The 19,694-nt window shown below is 72.1% G+C and carries 11 protein-coding genes and 1 pseudogene; 3 read left to right on the top strand and 9 right to left on the bottom strand.

The genetic code is table 11. The features are described 5' to 3' along the window. Positions 1-22 precede the first annotated feature (22 nt). The 3 genes from H305_RS48295 to H305_RS0138100 form a co-directional block, all read right to left on the bottom strand. Positions 23-1,543: a putative T7SS-secreted protein gene (locus H305_RS48295; protein WP_051371431.1), complete on the bottom strand. Its 1,521-nt coding sequence runs from the start codon at positions 1,541-1,543 to the stop codon at positions 23-25. Next, positions 1,540-1,863, bottom strand: coding sequence for a hypothetical protein (locus H305_RS0138105; RefSeq protein WP_028805079.1), 324 nt, complete (start codon positions 1,861-1,863; stop codon positions 1,540-1,542). Before H305_RS0138105 ends, H305_RS48295 begins: the two co-directional genes overlap by 4 nt. A gap of 625 nt (positions 1,864-2,488) precedes the next feature. Beyond that, on the bottom strand, positions 2,489-2,797 hold the full coding sequence (locus tag H305_RS0138100) for a WXG100 family type VII secretion target (RefSeq protein ID WP_078629450.1): 309 nt from the start codon (positions 2,795-2,797) through the stop codon (positions 2,489-2,491). Between the two features lie 300 nt (positions 2,798-3,097). Here H305_RS0138100 and H305_RS0138095 point away from each other — a divergent pair, with 300 nt between their 5' ends. Then, the gene (locus tag H305_RS0138095; RefSeq protein ID WP_028805077.1) at positions 3,098-7,672 is read left to right on the top strand and encodes an FtsK/SpoIIIE domain-containing protein; all 4,575 of its coding nucleotides are present in this window, start codon (positions 3,098-3,100) and stop codon (positions 7,670-7,672) included. A 225-nt stretch (positions 7,673-7,897) separates the two neighbouring features. On the opposite strand, the gene H305_RS0138090 is transcribed toward H305_RS0138095, so the two are convergent. The 3 genes from H305_RS0138090 to H305_RS0138080 all read right to left on the bottom strand — a co-directional run bounded on the left by H305_RS0138090 (position 7,898) and on the right by H305_RS0138080 (position 13,283). After that, entirely contained in the window at positions 7,898-10,276 is a 2,379-nt protein-coding gene (locus H305_RS0138090; RefSeq protein ID WP_028805076.1) for a serine/threonine-protein kinase, read from the bottom strand. 146 nt (positions 10,277-10,422) lie between these two features. Continuing rightward, positions 10,423-12,333 (bottom strand): serine/threonine-protein kinase, encoded by a 1,911-nt coding sequence (locus tag H305_RS0138085; RefSeq protein WP_028805075.1) that lies wholly within the window; start codon positions 12,331-12,333, stop codon positions 10,423-10,425. 101 nt (positions 12,334-12,434) lie between these two features. Beyond that, a complete protein-coding gene (locus H305_RS0138080; RefSeq protein WP_028805074.1) occupies positions 12,435-13,283 on the bottom strand; it encodes a menaquinone biosynthetic enzyme MqnA/MqnD family protein in 849 nt (282 codons plus the stop codon). Between the two features lie 332 nt (positions 13,284-13,615). On the opposite strand from H305_RS0138080, the gene H305_RS0138075 reads away from it, so the two are divergent. Continuing rightward, on the top strand, positions 13,616-13,819 hold the full coding sequence (locus H305_RS0138075; protein ID WP_028805073.1) for a cold-shock protein: 204 nt from the start codon (positions 13,616-13,618) through the stop codon (positions 13,817-13,819). A 137-nt stretch (positions 13,820-13,956) separates the two neighbouring features. Here the strand turns inward: H305_RS0138075 and H305_RS55895 are convergent. The 3 genes and pseudogenes from H305_RS55895 to H305_RS0138060 form a co-directional block, all read right to left on the bottom strand. Continuing rightward, a pseudogene (locus H305_RS55895) lies at positions 13,957-14,469 on the bottom strand (helix-turn-helix domain-containing protein); the annotation flags it as partial. Between the two features lie 74 nt (positions 14,470-14,543). Next, entirely contained in the window at positions 14,544-16,439 is a 1,896-nt protein-coding gene (locus tag H305_RS0138065) for an AMP-dependent synthetase/ligase (RefSeq protein WP_028805072.1), read from the bottom strand. Positions 16,440-16,875: 436 nt separating this feature from the next. Beyond that, positions 16,876-18,225: an acetyl-CoA C-acetyltransferase gene (locus H305_RS0138060; protein WP_028805071.1), complete on the bottom strand. Its 1,350-nt coding sequence runs from the start codon at positions 18,223-18,225 to the stop codon at positions 16,876-16,878. An 86-nt stretch (positions 18,226-18,311) separates the two neighbouring features. Here H305_RS0138060 and H305_RS0138055 point away from each other — a divergent pair, with 86 nt between their 5' ends. Beyond that, positions 18,312-19,694 (top strand): 3-oxoacyl-ACP reductase, encoded by a 1,383-nt coding sequence (locus H305_RS0138055; protein WP_028805070.1) that lies wholly within the window; start codon positions 18,312-18,314, stop codon positions 19,692-19,694.

The following is a 19,694-nucleotide window of genomic DNA, read 5'->3' as shown; positions in this document are numbered from 1 at the left end:
CGTCTGTTCAGCACTCGGTCGTTCAGCCATTGCTCGTCGTCCAGGCGTCCTTGACTCCGGTCGCCGACCAGACTCCGTCATCGAGACCGTCGACCCCGAAAGGACGAGCGATCACGCCCGTGATCTCACCCTTGTCGAGCAGGTCGGTGGCCGAGGCAATGCCCGTCGAGCCCTTCCAGATCCGTGTCTGCGTCGTGAACACGTCGGTTGCCGCCTTTACCGCGGCCTGGTCGTGCAGGGGTTGCGCCATTTCCCCGAGGCCCCGTTCGAACTCGGCGATGCCTGTGTCGCCGAACTTCATCCGTACTCCTGCCCACGTCTCGCCACGCCCGAGTTGCCGGAGATTGCTCGGGCTGAAATCCTTGATCCCCTTGAAACCGTCCCACGCCTCCTTGGCAATGGATTTCGGGCTGAAGGCGTCCGCCAAGCGCTCGGCGCCGGGGAACCAGCCTTTGGGGGCCTTGGCTATCGCCTCGGCGCCGGCCTTTCCGCGCAACGCACCACCACTGAGCGCGTTCGCCTTCTTCCAAGTCTGATTGACGGCCCTGTTGTACGCCGCCGTGCCGGGCTTCGCCTTGATGCCTGCCCGGAGCGCCCGCGCCGCCGCCGAGCGCCCGATCCCCTTGGCGGCGAGCGACGCTCCCTTGGCTCCCGCGATGGCGCCACGGCCGATGCCCAGTGTTGCCAGACCCACAACGTCAAGGGCGACATCGAACCAGCTCCCCTCCCCCGCGAGCGCCAGCAGGACGTGCCCGAGCAGGGAGATGATCGTGGCGGCCAGTGCGATGGAGCCCAGAATGCCCGCGAGCGCCTGCCCGATGATGGGGATCCATCCGACGAACAGCGACAAGGTCCCGCAGATGGTCGCGATCCATCCCGCCACGTCGAGGACCTTTTGGATCCACCCCGCGTTGTCGTGCACCCAGTCCTTGAACTTGTCCCAGCGGCCGTCCTTCAGACCGTCGTGGTCGATGGCGTGCCGGATGGCGTCGCGCGCCCTCTTGGCAGCGACGTCTCGCACGCCCTTGGCCGCTTCGAGGTCCTTCTTCGCCCGTTCCATCGCCGAAGTCGCGGCCTCCTGGCGCTTCTCCAGCTTCTTGCGGTCCGGGTCGTCGTCCGCCGTGTCCTTGGGGAGTTTGTCGATGGCACCGGAACTCGTGGTGTGCTCGTCGTGCGCGTCCTTCGCGTCGCGCAGCGCCTTGTCCGCCATGATCTGCGCGCGGTGCAGTTCGGAGGCGTATTCCTTCGAGGGCCCGCCGTCGACCACCTTCTCGCCCATGGCGTCCGCGGCCACGTCATAGCGTTTGAACGCCTTTTGCAGCTTCCCCCCGGCTTCTTCGGCCTCTTTGCGGAATTCCTCGGCGGCCTTGCTCTTCCACGCTTCCACGGAGGAGAGCGCTTTGATCTCGTTCGCCTGCTTCTTGATGGCCTCCGCCGTCTTCCGCAGGTCGCGGCCGAGTTGCGCGACTTCCTCGGGATCGCCGGGAATCGGGTCCGAGGACTCTCCGATCACCGTCCACTCGTCGGCGCGGGGGCGTGTCACTTCTTTCCTCCCTTGCCGCCGTCGGCCTTCTTGTCCGTGCCGCGGAGGGCCTCGGCCAGCTGGTGATCGATGTCCTCGTACGCCTTGGCCGCCGTGGACAGGATCTCCGAGAGCTTCTTCAATTCATCCGTCAGGCGCTCGCGGTGAATCTTCCAGTTGCTGCCGAAGTCCTCGAAGACGTCGACCAGTCCCTGCTCGCCGAGTGTTCCGACGCCCAGTCCGTCGGCCGGGTTCGCGTTGCCGCTGAACTCTCGGTGGATCTTGGAGAGGGATCGGGCGCTCTCCTTGATGCGGTCGGTGTCAGCTGTCTGGTCCGACATGACTCCCCCTGCAGAGACGGTTCACGGAAACCGGGGACAGCAGGGGCGCGTCTTCGCCGCCGGCCATGTGGCGCCCTCCGTCTCCCACTCGCCGCAGGGCCGGCCCCCGTGGCTCCTGACGCGGATGATGCGATCTTCCGCGTTGAGCCAGCAGCCTACTAACGGCGCTTGCAGGAGCACACCCTGGTTCTGTCACGGGCAGGCTCGAGCCTCCGTGCGGGCGGGCGCCGCAGGGCCTGTAACCGGCAACTGGTCTTCGAGCACCTCGAACACAGCTCGTTGCCAGCGGGAAGCGACGGGCGACCGCCGTCGTTGACAGAGCGGTCCGGAAAGGGGGCAGCAGGGCGCCTGTCCGGGAGGAAGACCGTTTGCCGAGCGCCACCGAACGTGCCGTACACAAGCGCCTCGGGCTGACCCCGGACGCGGATGCCTGGTGCACGACCGGCAGGATTCCCGAACCCCCGGCGGGCGTTCACCACCGAGGAGCAGCACAGCGCGATCCGCAGGTACCTGTCGTGCCGCTCACCGACCGGTGAGCCGGGCGCCGACGAGATCTGGGACCACGGGCGCGCCGGGACACCACAAGTGCCCCGTCGCGCCCACGAGTCGCGCCGGACGCGGGACGCTACTTCCCCTTCACGCCCTTGGCCAGCTGGTCGTCCAGGTCCTCGTACGCCTTCGCGGCGTCGTCGAGGAACTTGGCCATGCCCTTGAGGCCCTCCAGGGTGTCCTTCATGCCCTTGGTGAACTCCTTGAAGGAGTCGTCGAAGGCCTGCGAACCCTTCGCGGTCGTGTAGCCGTCCGCGACCAGGCCGTCGATGTAGCTGTCGAGCCCGTGGAGCTTGTCCTCCATCTTCTCCTTCTCGTGGCCCAGACGCTTCGCAGCGTGCCGCATCTTCTCGTATGTGATGTCTGCGTCTTTGCCGCCGGCCATGTGGCGTCCTCCATGCTTCAACTCGCCGCAGGGCCAACCCCCGTGGCTCCTGATGCGGATGATGCGATCTTCCGCATTGAGCAAGCAGCTTACTTACGGCGCTTGCAGGAGCACACCCCGGTTCTGTCACGGGAGCGCTCCGGCCTTGTGTGGGCGGGCGCCGCCGGGCCTGTGACCGGCAGCGGGTCTTCAAGGAGCCCTCACACGGCTCGTTGCCTGCGGGAAGGCAGGAGCGGCTATCGTCGTGGACACTGTGGCCGGCGTTCCGGGAGCGGCCTCAGGTGGCTGGGGAGGACGAGAGTGCGCCTGACTCTGACCGTCGTCGACCCGCTCGGCGGTGCCACCGCCGACGTGGTTCTTGATGCGGATCCCGAGTCCTCGGTGGGGGACATCGCCAAGGAGCTGGCGGCGCACGTCGGGTACAGCGGTGGCGCGCAGATCATCCCGATCGGGCAGCACCAGGCCGCGAGCGGCGGGATACCCGTCGCGTACGTCGACGGGTATCCCCTCGATCCCGGGGCGACGATAGGGACTTCGCCGCTGCGCGAGGGCGCCGTCGTCAGCCTGCACGACCCCGCCGGGTGCCTGCCGGGCGAGCCGTCCGGGCTCGTCGAGCTGAGGGTCGCGGGCGGTCCGGCGGCCGGCGCGGTGCACCGGCTCGGGATCGGCCGGTACGACATCGGCAGCGGGCCCGCCTCCTACATCCGTGTCGACGACCCCGAGCTCCCGCTGCGAGCCCTGACGCTGTCCGTGGCGACGGACGGGACCTGCAAGGTCGCCGTGCACGGGGACGCGAAGGACAAGGAGAGTGTCACCTTCGACGGGTCGGCCGTCGAGGAGCGCGACAGTGACGAGTGGCCGCTCGGCAGCCAGATCGCCGTCGGCAACACCCTTTTCGAGCTGGACCGTTACACACCCCCGAACGCCGCTCTGAAGTGGTCGGACGACGGTGCGGGCCTCGACTACAACCGGCCGCCCCGGCTGCACCCGCCGGAGCGGGAGACCAAGTTCCGGCTGCCCAGCCCCGTCCGTGACTACGAGGCCCGGCCGCTGCCCTGGCTGATGGCCGTGACCCCGCTGGTCGGCGCCGTCGTCTCGGTGATGATCTTCGGGCGCTGGTACTACCTGATCATGGCGCTGCTCAGCCCCCTGATCATGTTCGGCAACTTCTTCATGGACAAGAAGCAGGGACGCAAGTCCCATGCCAAGCAGGTCAAGGAGTACAAGGAGCACAAGGAGCGGATCGAGAAGGACGCCCAGGAGGCGCTGGTCGCCGAACGACTCGACCGGCGGCTGGCCATACCCGACCCGGCGGCCGTCCTGTCGCTGGGCACCGGGCCGCGTACCCGGCTGTGGGAGCGCCGGCGCACCGACGCGGACCATCTGCTGCTGCGCGTCGGGACCGGCCGGCTGCCCTCGGAGGTCGTGCTCGACGATCCGGAGCAGGACGACCACAAGCGTGAGGTCACCTGGACCATCGAGGACGCTCCGGTCGCGCTCCCGTTGCGGGAGCGCGGGGTCGTCGGCATCGCGGGGCCCGGCGATTCGGCGCAGGCGCTGGGGCGTTGGGCCGTCGCGCAGACGGCCGTGCTGCACAGCCCGCTCGACGTGCAGTTCTACGTACTGACGGAGAACAGCGGCCGGGAGGGCTGGGACTGGGTGCGGTGGCTGCCGCACAGCCGGCCCTCGGGCGCCCAGGACGCCAACGTCCTCATCGGTACGGACGCGGAGACCGTCGGAGCCCGCATCGGCGAGCTGACGCAGCTGCTCGACGCCCGGCAGAAGGCGGCGAAGCAGAACGGCAACAAGGCGTCGTTCAACGACCCCGACATCGTCGTCGTGTGGGACGGTTCGCGCCGGCTGCGTTCCATGCCGGGTGTGGTGCGGCTGCTGCGCGAGGGTCCCGCCATGTCGATGTACGCGATCTGCCTGGACGCCGAGGAGCGGTTCCTGCCCGGCGAGTGCCAGGCCATCGTGATCGCGGAGCCGAAGCCCGAGGAGCACACCGTCCCGCAGCAGCGGGTCGCACCGGGTGCCCCGGCGGCTCCCGGCGGTTTCCCTTCCTTCCACGCCTGGCACGCCGCCGACGCCGACGACTTCGCGGCGGGCGCGGAGCAGGCGCTCGAACTGCGGCTGCGCGTCCAGCAGACGGGCGTGGCGCGCGTCCGCGACGTACGGCCGGACTTCGTCTCGGCGGCCTGGTGCGCTCGGCTGTCGCGTGCGCTGTCCCCGCTGCGCGACATCAGCGGCGAGACCGAGGACTCGGCGCTTCCGGGCGCGAGCCGGCTGCTCGACGTGCTCCAGTTGGAGCCGCCGACCGGCGACGCGATCACCGCGCGCTGGCGGATGGGCGGCCAGTCGACGATGGCGGTCATCGGCGAGTCGTACGACGGCCCGTTCGGCATCGACATGCGCCGGGACGGCCCGCACGGTCTGATCGCGGGCACCACCGGTTCCGGCAAGTCGGAGCTGCTGCAGACCATCGTGGCGTCGCTGGCCGTGGCGAACACGCCGGAGAACATGACGTTCGTCCTCGTCGACTACAAGGGCGGCTCCGCGTTCAAGGACTGCGTCGAACTCCCGCACACCGTCGGCATGGTGACCGACCTCGACGCCCATCTCGTCGAGCGTGCCCTGGAGTCGCTGGGCGCCGAGCTGAAGCGGCGCGAGCACATCCTCGCCGCGGCCGACGCCAAGGACATCGAGGACTACCAGGACCTCGTGCGCCGCGACCCGTCGCACCCGCCGGTGCCCCGGCTCCTCATCGTCATCGACGAGTTCGCGTCCATGGTGCGCGACCTGCCGGACTTCGTGACGGGCCTGGTGAACATCGCCCAGCGGGGCCGCTCGCTGGGCATCCACCTGCTGCTCGCCACGCAGCGGCCGAGCGGTGTGGTCTCCCCCGAGATCCGGGCGAACACCAACCTGCGTATCGCCCTGCGTGTCACCGACGGCGGCGAGTCCAGCGACGTCATCGACTCCCCCGAGGCCGGGCACATCTCCAAGAGCACCCCCGGACGGGCCTACGTCCGCCTCGGGCACGCCTCTCTGGTGCCGTTCCAGTCGGGCCGTGTCGGTGGCCGTCGTCCCGGTGCCGCCGATCCGACGGTGCTCGCCCCGTGGGCGGCCCCGCTCGGCTGGGAGGACCTGGGCCGGGCCGCGCTGGTGAAGCCGAAGGCGCAGCAGCGCGAGGAGGAGGAGATCACCGACCTGAAGGTGCTGGTGGAGGCGGTCCGCGAGGCCAACCAGGTGCTCGGCATCCCCGCCCAGCACAGCCCGTGGCTGCCCGCGCTGTCCGGCACCCTGCTGCTCGACGAGATCCCGGTGCCCGCCTTCTCGGGCGGACCGGGCAAGCTGCCGCCCGCCCCGTACGGTGTGGAGGACCTGCCCGCCGACCAGGCCCGCCGTCCCGTCGTCGTGGACTTCGCCTCGTTCGGTCACCTCCTCGTCGGCGGTGCGCCGCGCAGTGGCCGCTCGCAGATCCTGCGGACTCTCGCGGGCTCGCTGGCGCGGACGCACTCGGCGGCGGACGTGCACCTGTACGGCATCGACTGCGGCAACGGCGCCCTGAACGCGTTGACCCGGCTGCCGCACTGCGGGGCCGTCGTCAGCCGTAACCAGACCGAGCGCGTGGTCCGTCTCATCACCCGCCTCAAGGGTGAACTCACCCGCCGTCAGGACCTGTTGGCGGACAAGGGGTTCGCGGACATCGGCGAGCAGCGGGCCGCGGTGCCGGAGGAGGAGCGGCTGCCGCACATCGTGGTGCTGCTCGACCGCTGGGAGGGCTGGCTGCCGACGCTCGGCGAGTACGACCACGGTGACCTGACCGACCAGCTGACCGCGATGATGCGGGAGGGGGCGAGCGTCGGCCTGCACATGGTGATGACGGGCGACCGCCAGATCCTGTCGACCCGCATCGGCTCGCTCACCGAGGACAAGTACGGTCTACGGCTCGCGGACCGCTCGGACTTCTCGCTGCTCGGCATCAACGCCCGCAAGGTTCCCGAGGAGATCCCGCCGGGCCGCGGCTACCGCAACGAGCACGGCACCGAGACCCAGTTCGCGCTGCTCTCCGAGGACTCCACGGGTCAGGGTCAGGCCGCGGCGATCGCCGCGATCGGCGAGGCCGCGACGGCCCGTGACGCGGATCTGCCGCGCTCGCGGCGCCCGTTCCGCGTCGACGTCCTGCCCACCCGGATCTCCTTCACGGACGCCTGGGAGATGCGCGACCCGGAGGCCTCCCGTTCCAGGCTGTGGAGCCTGGTCGGCATCGGCGGCGACGACATCATGGGCTTCGGTCCGGACCTCGCGCAGGGCGTGCCGACGTTCGTCATCGCCGGTCCGGCCAAATCGGGCCGCAGTACGACCCTGATGAACATGGCGAAGTCGTATCTGGCGCAGGGCGTCCGCATCGTCGTCGCCGCGCCGCGCCCGTCGCCGCTGCGTGAACTCGACGGTGTGGACGGTGTGCTGAAGGTCTTCGACGAGGACGACATCGAGAGCGACGACCTGCGTGAGGCCATCGACTCGGCCAGTGTGCAGGAGCCGGTCGTGGTCCTTGTCGACGACGGCGAGGTGCTGGAGGACTGCGATGCCGAGACCGTGTTCAAGCGGATCGTGCAGCGCGGCGCGGAGCGTGGTCTCGGCCTGGTCATCGCCGGTGACGAGGACGACGTGTGCAGCGGCTTCTCGGGCTGGCAGGTGGAGATGAAGAAGGGCCGCCGCGGAATCCTGCTCTCCCCGCAGGACTCCTCGGCGGGCGAGCTCATCGGCATCCGCACGAACCGGAGCATGGTCGGCGGGCCGGTGGCCCCGGGCAAGGGCCTGCTGCACCTGGGCGGGGGCGAGCCGCTGACGGTCACGACGCCGATGTGACGCGGGCCGACGGCACGCACCGCGAGACGCGGGCCGACGGCACGCACACCGATGTGACGCCCGCGCGCCCCGGTCCGGAGCACCTCCGGACCGGGGCGCGCGGGCGAGAACAGCGGGCCGGGCCCGGCGGCGGCGTACGGCACGCCCGGGTCCCGGCACGCTCGGCTCCGGGGACGCTCGGGTCCCGGGACACGCGGTCGCGCGGCTCCCGGCCCGGGCCCGCGCTCACACGGCGGGCAGCGCGTAGATCTCGTACCCGTGCGTCGCCAGCAGCCGGTTGCCGGAGAGGGTGACCCGCCAGGGTTCAGCCGGGCCCTTGTTGTCGTTGTAGACCCAGCGGGACTTGCCCGTCTTCGCCGCCATGGCGAAGATGCCGCCCTCGTCCCAGTAGGACGCGCCGTACAGGGTCGCTCCGGCCCGCAGGAACGTCGTGGGCGCCCGGCGGGCGCCCGGGTCCTCGCAGAGCCAGATCTTCTTCCCGGTCCTGACCTCGACGGCCCACACCCCGCCGTCGTGGTCGGCGACGTACAGCACGTCGTCGATGACGGTGGGCTCGTCGAAGCCGCGGCGGCCGTTGGGCGACAGCGTCCACACGACCTCGCCCGTGTCCGCGTCGAGGGCCGTCAGCTTGTCGCCCTGGAGGAAGACGAGCCCCGAGGCGACCTTGGGGGTCCAGCTCCAGTCGTCGCCGAGCTTCTTCGTCCACAGCTGCTGACCGGTCGCGGTGTCGCGGACTGTCAGGTTGTACTTGGAGTCCGCGTAGGCGAGGTACTTCCCCGAGGCGGTGCCCTGCACGTCCCAGTTGTCGGTGCCCCAGTCGCGCATCTGCGACCACACCTGCCGACGGGTGCTGATGTCGATCGCGGCGATGCCCTTGCGGTAGTCGGTGGCGCTGTGCGAGTCGTTCAGGTCCGTCACCGTGACGTAGACGTGCTTGTCGTCGGCGGCGACGGTCTCGTCGAGGTCCAGCTTCTTGTCGAGGCGCGCGCGCCAGGCCTCCTTGCCCGTGGTCACGTCCAGGGCCACGAGCACGCCGTCGAAGTCCCCGTCGGCGAGGAACAGCGTGCCGTCGACGAGCAGTGGCAGGGCGCCGGACCTGGCGACCCCCTTGCGGGACCACTTCGGCCTGCCCGTCTTGACGTCGTACGCCACCAGCGGGTCGCCGATGACGACGAGCAGGCCGTCGTGGATCATCAGCGGCACGTCGTCGCTCGTGCTGTCCTCGGGCACCGACCGGTGCCACAGGGCCTGCGGTGCCGTGCCGGCGGGCGGGGTCGTGAAGGTCTCCGCGCCAGGCCCGGTGGAGCCGCCCGCGCCCGTCGAGGTGTCGGAGGAGCCGCCGTCCCGTGACAGCCACCAGGCGGTGCCGCCGCCGAGGACCGCGACACCGGCGACGCCGGCCGTCACTCCGAGGAAGCGGCGCCGGGAGGGCGCCGGGGCGGAAGGGGGCGTGCCGAGGTCGACCGTGCCGGGGAGGGGGGTGCCGGTGCCGTCGGCCGGACCGCCGTGGATGCCGCCTGCCGGGGTGCCGTACGCAGGGGCGTGGGCGCCGTGGGCGGGCGGATAGCCGTAGCCCGGCACCGGCGTCCCGGCGGGGGCGGGGGTGCCCTGCGCCGGTGTGCCAGGGGCCGGTGTGCCGCCCTGCATCACCGGGGGCGGGCCGAAGACCGGTGGCGTGGCGGGGGCCGGTCGGGGATCCGGGGTGGTCGGGGCCTCCAGGTCCAGGATGCCCGCCGCGTGTGTCGCGATGGTCGAGGCGACGGCCGACGGCAGCCAGTCGGTCAGCACGCTCCCGATGCCGTCCGGTGCGAGGGCCGCCACGAGTTCCCCGGGGGCGGGCCGCTGCTCGGGCTCCTTCAGCAGGCACGCACGGATCAGGCCGAGCAGGGACTGCGGTACGCCGGTGAGGTCGGGCTCGCCGTGCACGATCTGGTAGAGCATGGCCGCGTGGGAGGCGGCGCCGTCGCCGAAGGCGTTGTGGCCCGTCGCCGCGAAGGTCAGGACGGCGCCCAGCGAGAAGACGTCGCCCGGCGTGCCGACGTCCCGTCCCATGGCCTGCTCCGGGGGCATGTAGCCGGGCGAGCCGACCACGACTCCCGTCTGGGTCATGCGGTTTCCGTCCACCGCCCGCGCGATGCCGAAGTCGATGACGCGGGGGCCGTCGGCGGCCAGCAGCACGTTGGACGGCTTGAGGTCGCGGTGGATGAGGCCGGCCGCGTGGATCTCCTGGAGGGCCGTCGCGAGGCCCGCGCCCAGCGCGCGGACCGTGCGCTCGGGCAGCGCGCCGTGGGCGTCGACCACGTCTGTGAGGTCGGGGCCGAGCACGTAGGAGGTCGCCAGCCACGGCAGCGGCGCGTCCGGGTCGGCGTCGACGACCGGGGCGGTGTGCCGGCCCGAGACGGCGCGGGCTATCTCCACCTCGTGCTCGAAGCGGCGGCGGAAGTCGGCGTCCGCGGCCAGGTCGGGGCGCACCACCTTCACCGCGACCGTGCGTCCGCCGGGTGAACGGGCCAGGTACACCCGTCCCATGCCGCCCGCGCCCAGTCTTCGCAGCAGCCGGTAGCTCCCCAACTCCCGCGGATCGTCCGGCTGCAGTGTCTCCATGGTCGGGCCTTCCCCGTTGTCGACGCCCTGAACGGCGTCCCGTCGCGGTGTGGTTGCGAGCGGTGCGGTGATGTTCGCTATCGCAGACACAGTAGTGACGGGTGGGACGGGTGGGACGGGCGGGGCGGGCGGGGCGGGGCGGGCCGCTAGTCCACCTTGGACATGCGGGCCACCGGGTCCCCCGCCTCCGAGTTGTCCGTCTCGTACCTGAGGTCGTCGCCGACGGGGGTGAGCCGCACCTCGTGCCGGCCCTTCGTGCACACGTCGCGGTTGGACCTGGCCGCGACGCTCGTGGCGACGAGTTGCTGCCTGCTGACCTTCTTGAGCACGAACACGGCGTCGCAGATGCCGCCGATCTGGTCGGTCTGCCGGAAGGTGCCCAACTCCTCACCCACGGCGGCCTGGTGGAGGGTGACACGGAAGGTGCCCATGGGGAGCGTGCCGCCGAGGGCGAGGGCGTCGCCCTCCCAGGTGCCGAGGTACGCGGCGGGGACGGTGCCGGGGGCCTCGCCGGCGTCCGTGCCGGACGGGCCGGGAGTCGCGCTCGCGGTCGCGGCGGGACCGGTCTGCGCCGGGCCGGCACCCTGGTCGTTGGTGTGGTCGCCGCCGCCCGGCATCAGGTCGAACACGAACACCGAGCCCACCGTGACCGCTGCGAGGGCCCCCGCGACGGCCAGCGCGACGGTGCAACTGACCTTCCGCCCCCGTCCGTTCGCACCGGTGACCGAGGTGGCGGCGACGCTTACGGAGACCTTGCCGGGGTGGCCGGCGGAGGGGGACGTCCCCGCGGGCGCGGCGTCCTGCGACTGTGCCGGGCGCTGCTCGGGCAGGTGTGCCGGCCCGGGAGGCATGGTGGGCGGCGGCCCGAAGCCGGCCGGCGGCGGCCCGAAGCCCTGCGCGGGCGGCCCGAACGCCCCGCCGCCGGACGGGAGACCGCCGTCGGCGGACGCCGTGCCCGACTCGGCGGGCGCCTCCGTGGCGGAGCCCTGACCTGTCGGAGCGGACGTCCCCGGAACGGACGCTCCCGGGGCGGAAACCTGCCCGGGCCAGGAGTGCGCCGCCCCCGCGACAGGGGCGTCCGTGGCGCCGGACGTCCCGGACGCGCCGCCCACCGAGGGACTGCTGAACCCCACCGGCCCGGACGGCAGTGCGGTGTCCACCGCCTCCAGGTTCAGCAACTGCACGGCGCTGCGGCTGACTTGCTCCACCAGCGGGCCGGGCAGCCAGCCCGCCGTCACCAGCCGGGCCGCCCCTTCGGGGGCCAGGCGTCCGGCCACCTCGTCCGGCGCCGGGCGCGCGGCCGGGTCCTTGGCCAGGCAGGCCGCCACCAGTTCGCGCAACTCCCCCGGAACGGCGTCCAGCCGGGGCTCCTCGTGCACCACCTTGTAGAGGAGGGACGCGGAGGAGTCGCCGGGGAAGGGGGGTTCGCCCGTCGCCGCGTAGACGAGAACCGCACCCAGCGAGAAGACGTCCGCCGCCCCGGCGACGCCTTTGCCGAGGATCTGTTCGGGTGACATGTAGCCGGGGGAGCCGACCGAGACGCCCGTCGAGGTCAGGGAGGCGGTGCCGTCCGTGGCACGGGCGATGCCGAAGTCGATGAGGAGGGGGCCGTCGAGGGTGAGCAGGACGTTGGACGGCTTGACGTCGCGGTGCACCAGACCGAGCGTGTGGACCGCCGACAGCGCCTCGGCGAGGCCGGCGCCCAGCACCCGTACCGAGTGCGGGGGAAGGGGGCCGCGGCCGTCCGTGACGGCGGTGGCGAGAGAGGGGCCGGCCGCGTAGCCCGTGGCGACCCACGGGACGGACGCCTCGGGGTCCGCGTCGAGGACGGGCGCAGTCCACGCGCCGCCCACCCGTCGCGCGGCCTCGACCTCGCGGCGGAAGCGGGCACGGAACTCCTCGTCGAGCGCGAAGTGCGGGTGCACGATCTTGACGGCGACCGTGCGGCCGCCCGCGCTGCGCCCCAGGTACACGCGCCCCATGCCGCCGGAGCCCAGCCGGCCGAGCAGCCGGTAGGGCCCCACGACGGTGGGTTCGTCGGCTCCGAGCGGCTGCATGGCGTCATCCCCTCCCCCGTACGCTCTGGACGCACTGCCCAGCAGCGTAGTTCCGTACGCGCCCCGGGCCCCGGCACGCGCGGCCCGGGGACTCGGCGGACTCAGGCCTCCAGCAGCCGTACGTCCACGTCGGCCGGGAAGCCGGTGGTCGTGCCGACCCGGCGGGCGAACTCCCGTACGGCCTCCAACTGGGGGCCGCCGAACCGGAAGTCGAGCGTCGTGAAGTACTGCTCCAGGACCTGCTCGTCGAAGGCCTCCCAGCGGGCCGCCTGCTCGGCGACCTTGGTGACCTCGACGAGGGAGAGGTCCCGGGAGGACAGGAAGGCCTCGTGCACCTTGCGCGTGACGACGGGCTCGCGCTCCAGGTAGTCGCGCCGGGCGGCCCACACGGCGAAGACGAACGGCAGGCCCGTCCACTCCTTCCACAGGCTGCCGAGGTCGTGCACCTCCAGGCCGTACTTCGGGCCGTCGAGGAGGTTGGCGCGCAGGGCGGCGTCGCCGATGAGCACGGCGGCATCGGCCTCCTGCATCATCAGGCTGAGGTCCGGCGGACACGTGTAGTACGACGGCTGGACGCCGATCTTCTCGGCCAGCAGCAGCTGGGCGAGGCGCACGGAGGTGCGGGAGGTCGACCCGAGTGCGACCCGGGCGCCGTCCAGCTGGTCCAGCGGGACCTGCGAGACGATCACGCAGGACATCACCGGGCCGTCGCAGCCGACGGCGATGTCGGGGAAGGCGACGAGTTCGTCGGCGTGCTTGAGGAACTCGACGAGCGTGATGGGCCCGATGTCGAGATCGCCCTGCACCAGCTTCTCGCTGAGCTTCTCCGGGGTGTCCTTGGTGAGCTCGAAGTCGAGGAGCGTGCCCGTTCTCGCGAGCCCCCAGTACAGGGGCAGGCAGTTCAGGAACTGGATGTGGCCGACGCGCGGCCGGGTGCGAGAATTGTCCACATCGCGAGGCTAGCCCCCATGGGGTACCGTGCTGGCTCCAGGGTCCCCGACGGATACCGGAAAGGCCCTCGGCCCCTTCTGTCAACCCTCGTGACACCGCTACGTCAACCCGCTTCCGACCTGGGTCAAACATTCGGGTGACGTGATCTTGCCCTCTATTGCTTTCGGCTGCCTGCATGCTAGGCTCGCCGCAAGTTGCAGTTTGGTTTCCCTTGCAGTACAGAGCCTGCGGAGCATGTGACCGCGGGCTCTAGTCGTTTTCAGACGTATGCAGTTGTTTACACAATCGCAGGTTCTGGAGCAGGGCAACCCTTTGGGCCCAAGGAGGGCTTATGGCTACCGGAACCGTGAAGTGGTTCAACGCCGAAAAGGGCTTTGGTTTCATCGCCCAGGAAGGCGGCGGCCCGGACGTCTTCGTCCACTACTCCGCGATCAACGCGAGCGGCTTCCGCTCTCTCGAGGAGAACCAGTCGGTTTCCTTCGACGTCACGCAGGGCCCGAAGGGTCCGCAGGCGGAGAACGTCACCCCGATCTAAGCCTTCGGCTCCATGAGCCCGATGCTTTGACCCGGACCTGATAGCAGTACCCAAGGAGCCCCGTGCCGTTCGGCAGCGGGGCTCCTGCCTTTCCCCTCCGCTTTCCCGCCTTTTCCCCGCCGAGCGGGCGGAGCGCCTCACGCGTGCTGCATGACCAGGACGAAAGCCGTTCCGGGTGCAAGCGCCTCGTACGCGTGCGGAACGTCGCCCCGGTACGACATGTAGTCACCGGCGCCGAGTTCGACCGTCTCGCCGCGCGGGCCCGCCGCCAGCCGTCCGGCGCCCACGATCAGATGCTCCACCGTCCCCGGGATGTGCGGGTCCGGCTCACGGACCGCGCCGGGCTCCATCCGCAGGCGGTAGATGTCCCGCCGGGCCCCCGGAGGGCTCGCCGACAGGAGCGTCGCCGCGTGGTCGGCCCGCTCCGGGTGGACGGCCGGGCCCTCTCCCGCGCGGATCACCTGGACGGCCGGCGCCGGCGGTTCGACCAGCGCGCTGAACGGCACGCCGAGCGCGACGCCCAGCGCCCACAGCGTCTCCACGCTCGGGTTGCCGCCCGCCGTCTCCAGCTGGGACAGCGTGGACTTCGCCATGCCGGCGCGTTTGGCCAGCTCGGAGAGGGACAGCCCGGCGCGGGTCCGTTCGCGGCGCGGTGGTGGTGCTGGGAGCGGGCGCGACTACCACTGCCCTGCGGGCGGCGGGGCTGGGCTGAGCGCCCCGGCCCTCACTTCGCGTACAGGCCCTCGATCGCGTCGGCGAAGTCCCGGGCGATCGCTTCCCTGCGCAGCTTCATCGACGGGGTCAGATGGCCCGCCTCCTCGGTGAAGTCCCTCGGCAGGACGGTGAAGCGGCGGATCGACTCGGGCCGCGAGACGAGCCGGTTGGCGTCGTCGACGGCACGCTGGAGGATCGCGAGCAACTGCGGGTCGTCCGTGAGGAGTTCCGCGGGGACGGCGTGCTTGCCGTTCATCCGGCGCCAGTGGGCGACGCCCTCGGGGTCCAGCGTGATGAGGGCGGAGACGTACGGGCGGCGGTCGCCGACCACCATGCATTGCGCGATCAGCGGGTGGGAGCGCAGCCAGTCCTCCAGCGGTGCCGGGGCGACGTTCTTGCCGCCCGCGGTGATCAGGATCTCCTTCTTGCGGCCGGTGATGGCCAGATAGCCGCCGTCGTCGAGTTCCCCCAGGTCTCCCGTCGCGAACCAGCCGCCCGGCGCGGCGTCCACCACACCGCCCGCGTGCGGGTCCCAGTAGCCGCGGAAGACCTGGCCGCCGCTGAGCAGGATCTCGCCGTCGGCGGCGATCCGCACCCGGGTGCCCGGCAGGGGCCAGCCGACCGTGCCCAGCCGGGGTTTCTGCGGTGGGGTGACGGTGGCGGCGGCGGTGGTCTCGGTGAGGCCGTACCCCTCGTATATCTCGATGCCGGCGCCCGCGTAGAACGCGGCGAGACGACGGCCGAGCGGGGAGCCGCCGCAGATGGCGTAACGGACCCTGCCGCCCAGCGCGTTGCGGATGCGGCGGTAGACGAGCGGGTCGTACAGGGCGCGGGCGGCGCGCAGTCTGCGGCTGGGTCCGGGGCCCGTGCCGTGCTGCCGGGCCTCGACCGCCTCGCCGTAGCGGCGCGCTATCCCGGCCGCCCGGTCGAAGGAGGCGCCCCGGCCCATGCGTTCGGCCGTCGCACGGCCGGTGTTGAAGACCTTCTCCAGGACGTACGGGATGGCCAGCAGGAAGGTCGGTTTGAAGGAGCCGAGGTCCGCGAGCAGGTCGTCCGTCTGGAGGCTCGGCGCGTGGCCGATCTTCACCCGCGCGCGCAGACAGGCGATGGCGACCATGCGCCCGAAGACGTGGGACAGGGGCAGGAAGAGGAGCGTCGAGGCCGCGTCGGAGGTCTTGGCCTTGAAGATGGGATGGAGGAGTTCGATCGCGTTGTCGACCTCGGCGAAGAAGTTGCCGTGGGTCAGGGCGCAGCCCTTGGGGCGGCCGGTCGTGCCGGAGGTGTAGATGAGGGTGGCGAGGGTGTCGGGCCCCAGCACCCCGCGGCGCACGGCGGCTTCCTGGTCGGGGACCTCCTGGCCGAGTTCCGCGAGCCGCTCCACGTGCCCCTTCTCGAAGACCCACATGTGCCGCAGGTCGGGCATCCGGTCGAGTTCCGGGCCGAGCGCGGCGGCCTGGGACACGGACTCCGTGGCGAGCGCGACGGCACCGGAGTCCTGGAGGATCCACCGGGTCTGGAAGACCGAGGAGGTCGGGTAGACGGGCACGGTCACCAGCCCGGCGGCCCAGGCGGCGAAGTCGAGGAGCGTCCACTCGTACGTCGTGCGCGCCATGATGGCGATGCGGTCGCCCGGTACGAGCCCTTCCGCGATCAGCCCCTTCGCCACCGCGAGGACCTGCGCGGCGAACTCCGCGGCGGACACGTCCTTCCAGGTGCCGTCCTGCGCCTTGCGGCTCAGGACCACGTCGCCGGGCGCCGCGTCCGCGTTGTCGAAAGGGATGTCCGCGAGGGATCCGTGCCGCACCTGACCGACCAGAGGGGGGACGGAGACCTCGCGCACCACACCGTCCAGCCGCCTGATTTCGGGCTCCAGGAGGGGAGGTACGGGGGAGTACGGGCTGGGCACGGGGCGGCTCCTTGTCGACCGGGGGCCGAGGTGGTGTGAGGGTCGCGAACCCTCGTACGGCCCTGGGAGACGGGCGGTTCACGAGAGGTTTCGCGCGGGGCGCGGGGGTGTGGAGGGGGGACGGGGGCGCGGAGTGGCCGCAACCACGCGAGACGGGGATCGTACGGCTCCCACGTGTGGGGTTTGTGGGGCTTTGGGGCGGGCGCGGTGCGAGTTACCCCTGGTATCCGAGGTTTCTCCGGGGTCCGGCCTTCGCTTCTGCGCTTCGGATACGTCTTCCGCCACAACACCCCTCCGCGTCCACATCTCCTCCACCTCCGCGCCGCGGCCCCCCGCGACCGGACCGATCACGGGGGCAGGCCGGCACCGGCGGCGCGACCCGTTCCGGATCCGGCCCGGGGACGAGCCCGCGCGGGCCGGGCCGGGCGGACGACCCCTAGGCGGGCCGTTCCAGAATGGCGGTGACGCCCTGGCCGCCCGCCGCGCAGACGGAGATGAGGCCACGCCCCGGCGCGTCCCGTTCCGCGAGGAGCTTCGCCAGCGTCGCCACGATGCGGGCGCCCGTGGCGGCGAAGGGGTGTCCGGTCGCGAGAGACGAGCCCGCGACGTTCAGGCGGGCGCGGTCCACCGGCCCGAGGCCACGCTTCTCCCATGCGGCCAGGGTGGCGAGGACCTGGGAGGCGAACGCCTCGTGGACCTCGACGAAGTCGAAGTCGTCCAGGGCGAGTCCGGCGCGCTCCAGCATGCGCGGGACGGCGTGGGCGGGGGCCATCAGCAGACCGTCCTCGCCGCCCGCCACGTCGCCCCCGACGAAGTCGACGGCGGCCGTCTCGTACGCGGTCAGGTACGCGAGCGGTGCCAGACCGCGCGCCTTGGCCCACTCGTCGCTCGCGAGGAGGACCACGGCGGCGCCGTCCGTCAGGGGAGTCGAGTTCCCCGCTGTCATCGTCGGGCCGGGGCCGTCGAGCCCGAACACCGGCTTGAGGGCGGCGAGTTTCCCGGTGGTCGAACCGGGCCGCAGGTTCTGGTCGCGCTCCAGCCCCCGGAAGGGGACGACGAGGTCGTCCAGCAGCCCGCGTTCGTACGCCGCGGCCAGCCGCTGGTGGCTGGCGGCCGCGAGTTCGTCCTGCGCCTCGCGCGTCACGCCCCACGCGCGGGCGGTCACGGCGGCGTGCTCGCCCATGGACAGGCCGGTGCGCGGCTCCGCGTTGCGCGGGACGTCCGGGACGAGATGGGAGGGGCGGATCCGGGACAGCGCGCCGAGCCGCGCCCGCACCGACTTCGCGCGGCGCGCCTCGAGGAGGATGCGGCGCAGCGCGTCGTTGACGCCCAGCGGGGCGTCGCTCGCCGTGTCGGCGCCTCCGGCGACCGCGGACTCCGTCTGGCCGAGGGTGATCTTGTTGGCGGCGGCGACGACGGCCTGGAGGCCGGTGCCGCAGGCCTGCTGGATGTCGTACGCCGGGGTGCGGGCGTCGAGCGGCGAGCCGAGGACCGTCTCGCGGGCGAGGTTGAAGTCGCGGCTGTGCTTGAGGACCGCCCCGGCGACCAACTCCCCCACGGCGCCGGGGCCTTCCAGCCCGAAGCGCCGGACGAGGCCGTCGACCGCCGCGGTCAGCATCTCCTGGTTGGAGGCGGTGGCGTAGGGGCCGTCGGACCGGGCGAAGGGGATGCGGGTGCCGCCGACCACGGCGACGGGGCGGGTGCGCGCGAGTCCTGGTGCCGGTCGGTCCGGCCGCGGCCGGTCCGGCTCCGGCCGGCCGGGCGTCGGGGGTTCTTGGGGGCTCATCTCGACCTGTTCCTTGCCCTTGACGTAGCCTTACCCTCGGTAACCTTACTCCGGAGTAAATTTACGCCCTAGCAGGGAGTTGGACAATGGCCGACCGCTATCTGAGCTTCACCGGCACCGCGCCCGGCCGCTTCCTGACCCGTCGGCTCGGGCTGCCGCAGCCCGCCGCGCTGCACCGCTGGTCGGCCGGACGCCCGCTGCTGGAGGGCGGGTTGCTGCACCTCACGGCGGCCAGGCCGGGCCTCGACGGGCTGGCCGGTGTGCTGGCCAGCACGGGGCCGCACGCGCGGACCTTGGACGGCCTCTTCGCGGACTCCGTTCCGGCCGCCGAGGGGAGTTCCGGCAGCGGCGACGGGCGTTTCGCCGCCGTCGTCCTCGACGCGACCGGTGTCGCCGACGTGGACGCGCTCGCCGAGGTGCACGCGGCACTGCACCCCGTGGTGCGCTCGGTCGCCGACAGCGGCCGGGTGGTCGTCCTCGGTGCACCCCTCGACCCGGCCGACCACCGGCAGGCCGCCGCCCAGCAGGCCCTGGAGGGCTTCGTACGGTCGCTCGGCAAGGAGATCGGGCGGGGCCGGACGGTGACACTGCTGCGGCTCACCGACGCCGGCGCCGCCGAGTCGACGCTCCGCTTCTTCCTGTCGCCCAAGTCCGCCTACGTCAGCGGCCAGGTCGTCGAGGTGACCGCGCCGGGGCGGCCGGACGACGGCCTCGTCGAGGCCCCCGCGGACCCGGACCGGCCCCTGGCCGGGCGGACGGCGCTCGTCACCGGGGCCGCGCGGGGCATCGGCGAGGCCGTCGCCGAGACGCTGGCACGGGACGGCGCGCGGGTGGTGTGCCTGGACGTGCCGGCCGCCGGGGCCGGGCTCGACGCGCTCGCCGCGCGCCTCGGGGGTGTCGCGCTCCCGCTCGACATCACCGGCGCCGACGCGGGGGCGCGCATGGCGGCCGCCCTGCCCGACGGGCTGGACGTGCTCGTGCACAACGCGGGGATCACCCGCGACCGCAGGCTCGTCAACATGGCCGCGGAGCACTGGAGTTCGGTGCTCGACGTGAACCTGGCGAGTGTGCTGCGCACGACGGACGCGCTGCTCGGCGCCGGGACGCTGCGGCCGGGCGGGCGGATCGTCGCGACCGCCTCGATCGCCGGGATCGCGGGGAACGCCGGGCAGACCAACTACGCCGCGTCCAAGGCGGGGATCGTGGGGCTGGTGCGAGCCCTGGCACCCGGGGCCCTGGCGGAGCACGGCGTCACGGTGAACGCGGTGGCTCCCGGATTCATCGAGACGAAGATGACGGCGGCGGTGCCGCTGTTCATCCGCGAGGCCGGGCGACGGATGAACTCCCTGGCGCAGGGGGGACTTCCCGTGGACGTCGCCGAGACGACGGCGTGGCTCGCGCATCCGGGATCCGGGGCCGTGAACGGGCAGGTCGTCCGGGTGTGCGGGCAGAGTCTGCTCGGTGCGTGA

This window comes from Streptomyces sp. 142MFCol3.1, from assembly GCF_000424945.1.
GTDB classification, from domain to species: Bacteria; Actinomycetota; Actinomycetes; order Streptomycetales; family Streptomycetaceae; genus Streptomyces; species Streptomyces siamensis.
Note: the sequence above shows the minus strand (reverse complement) of the source record. Positions and strands in the feature narration are given on the sequence as shown.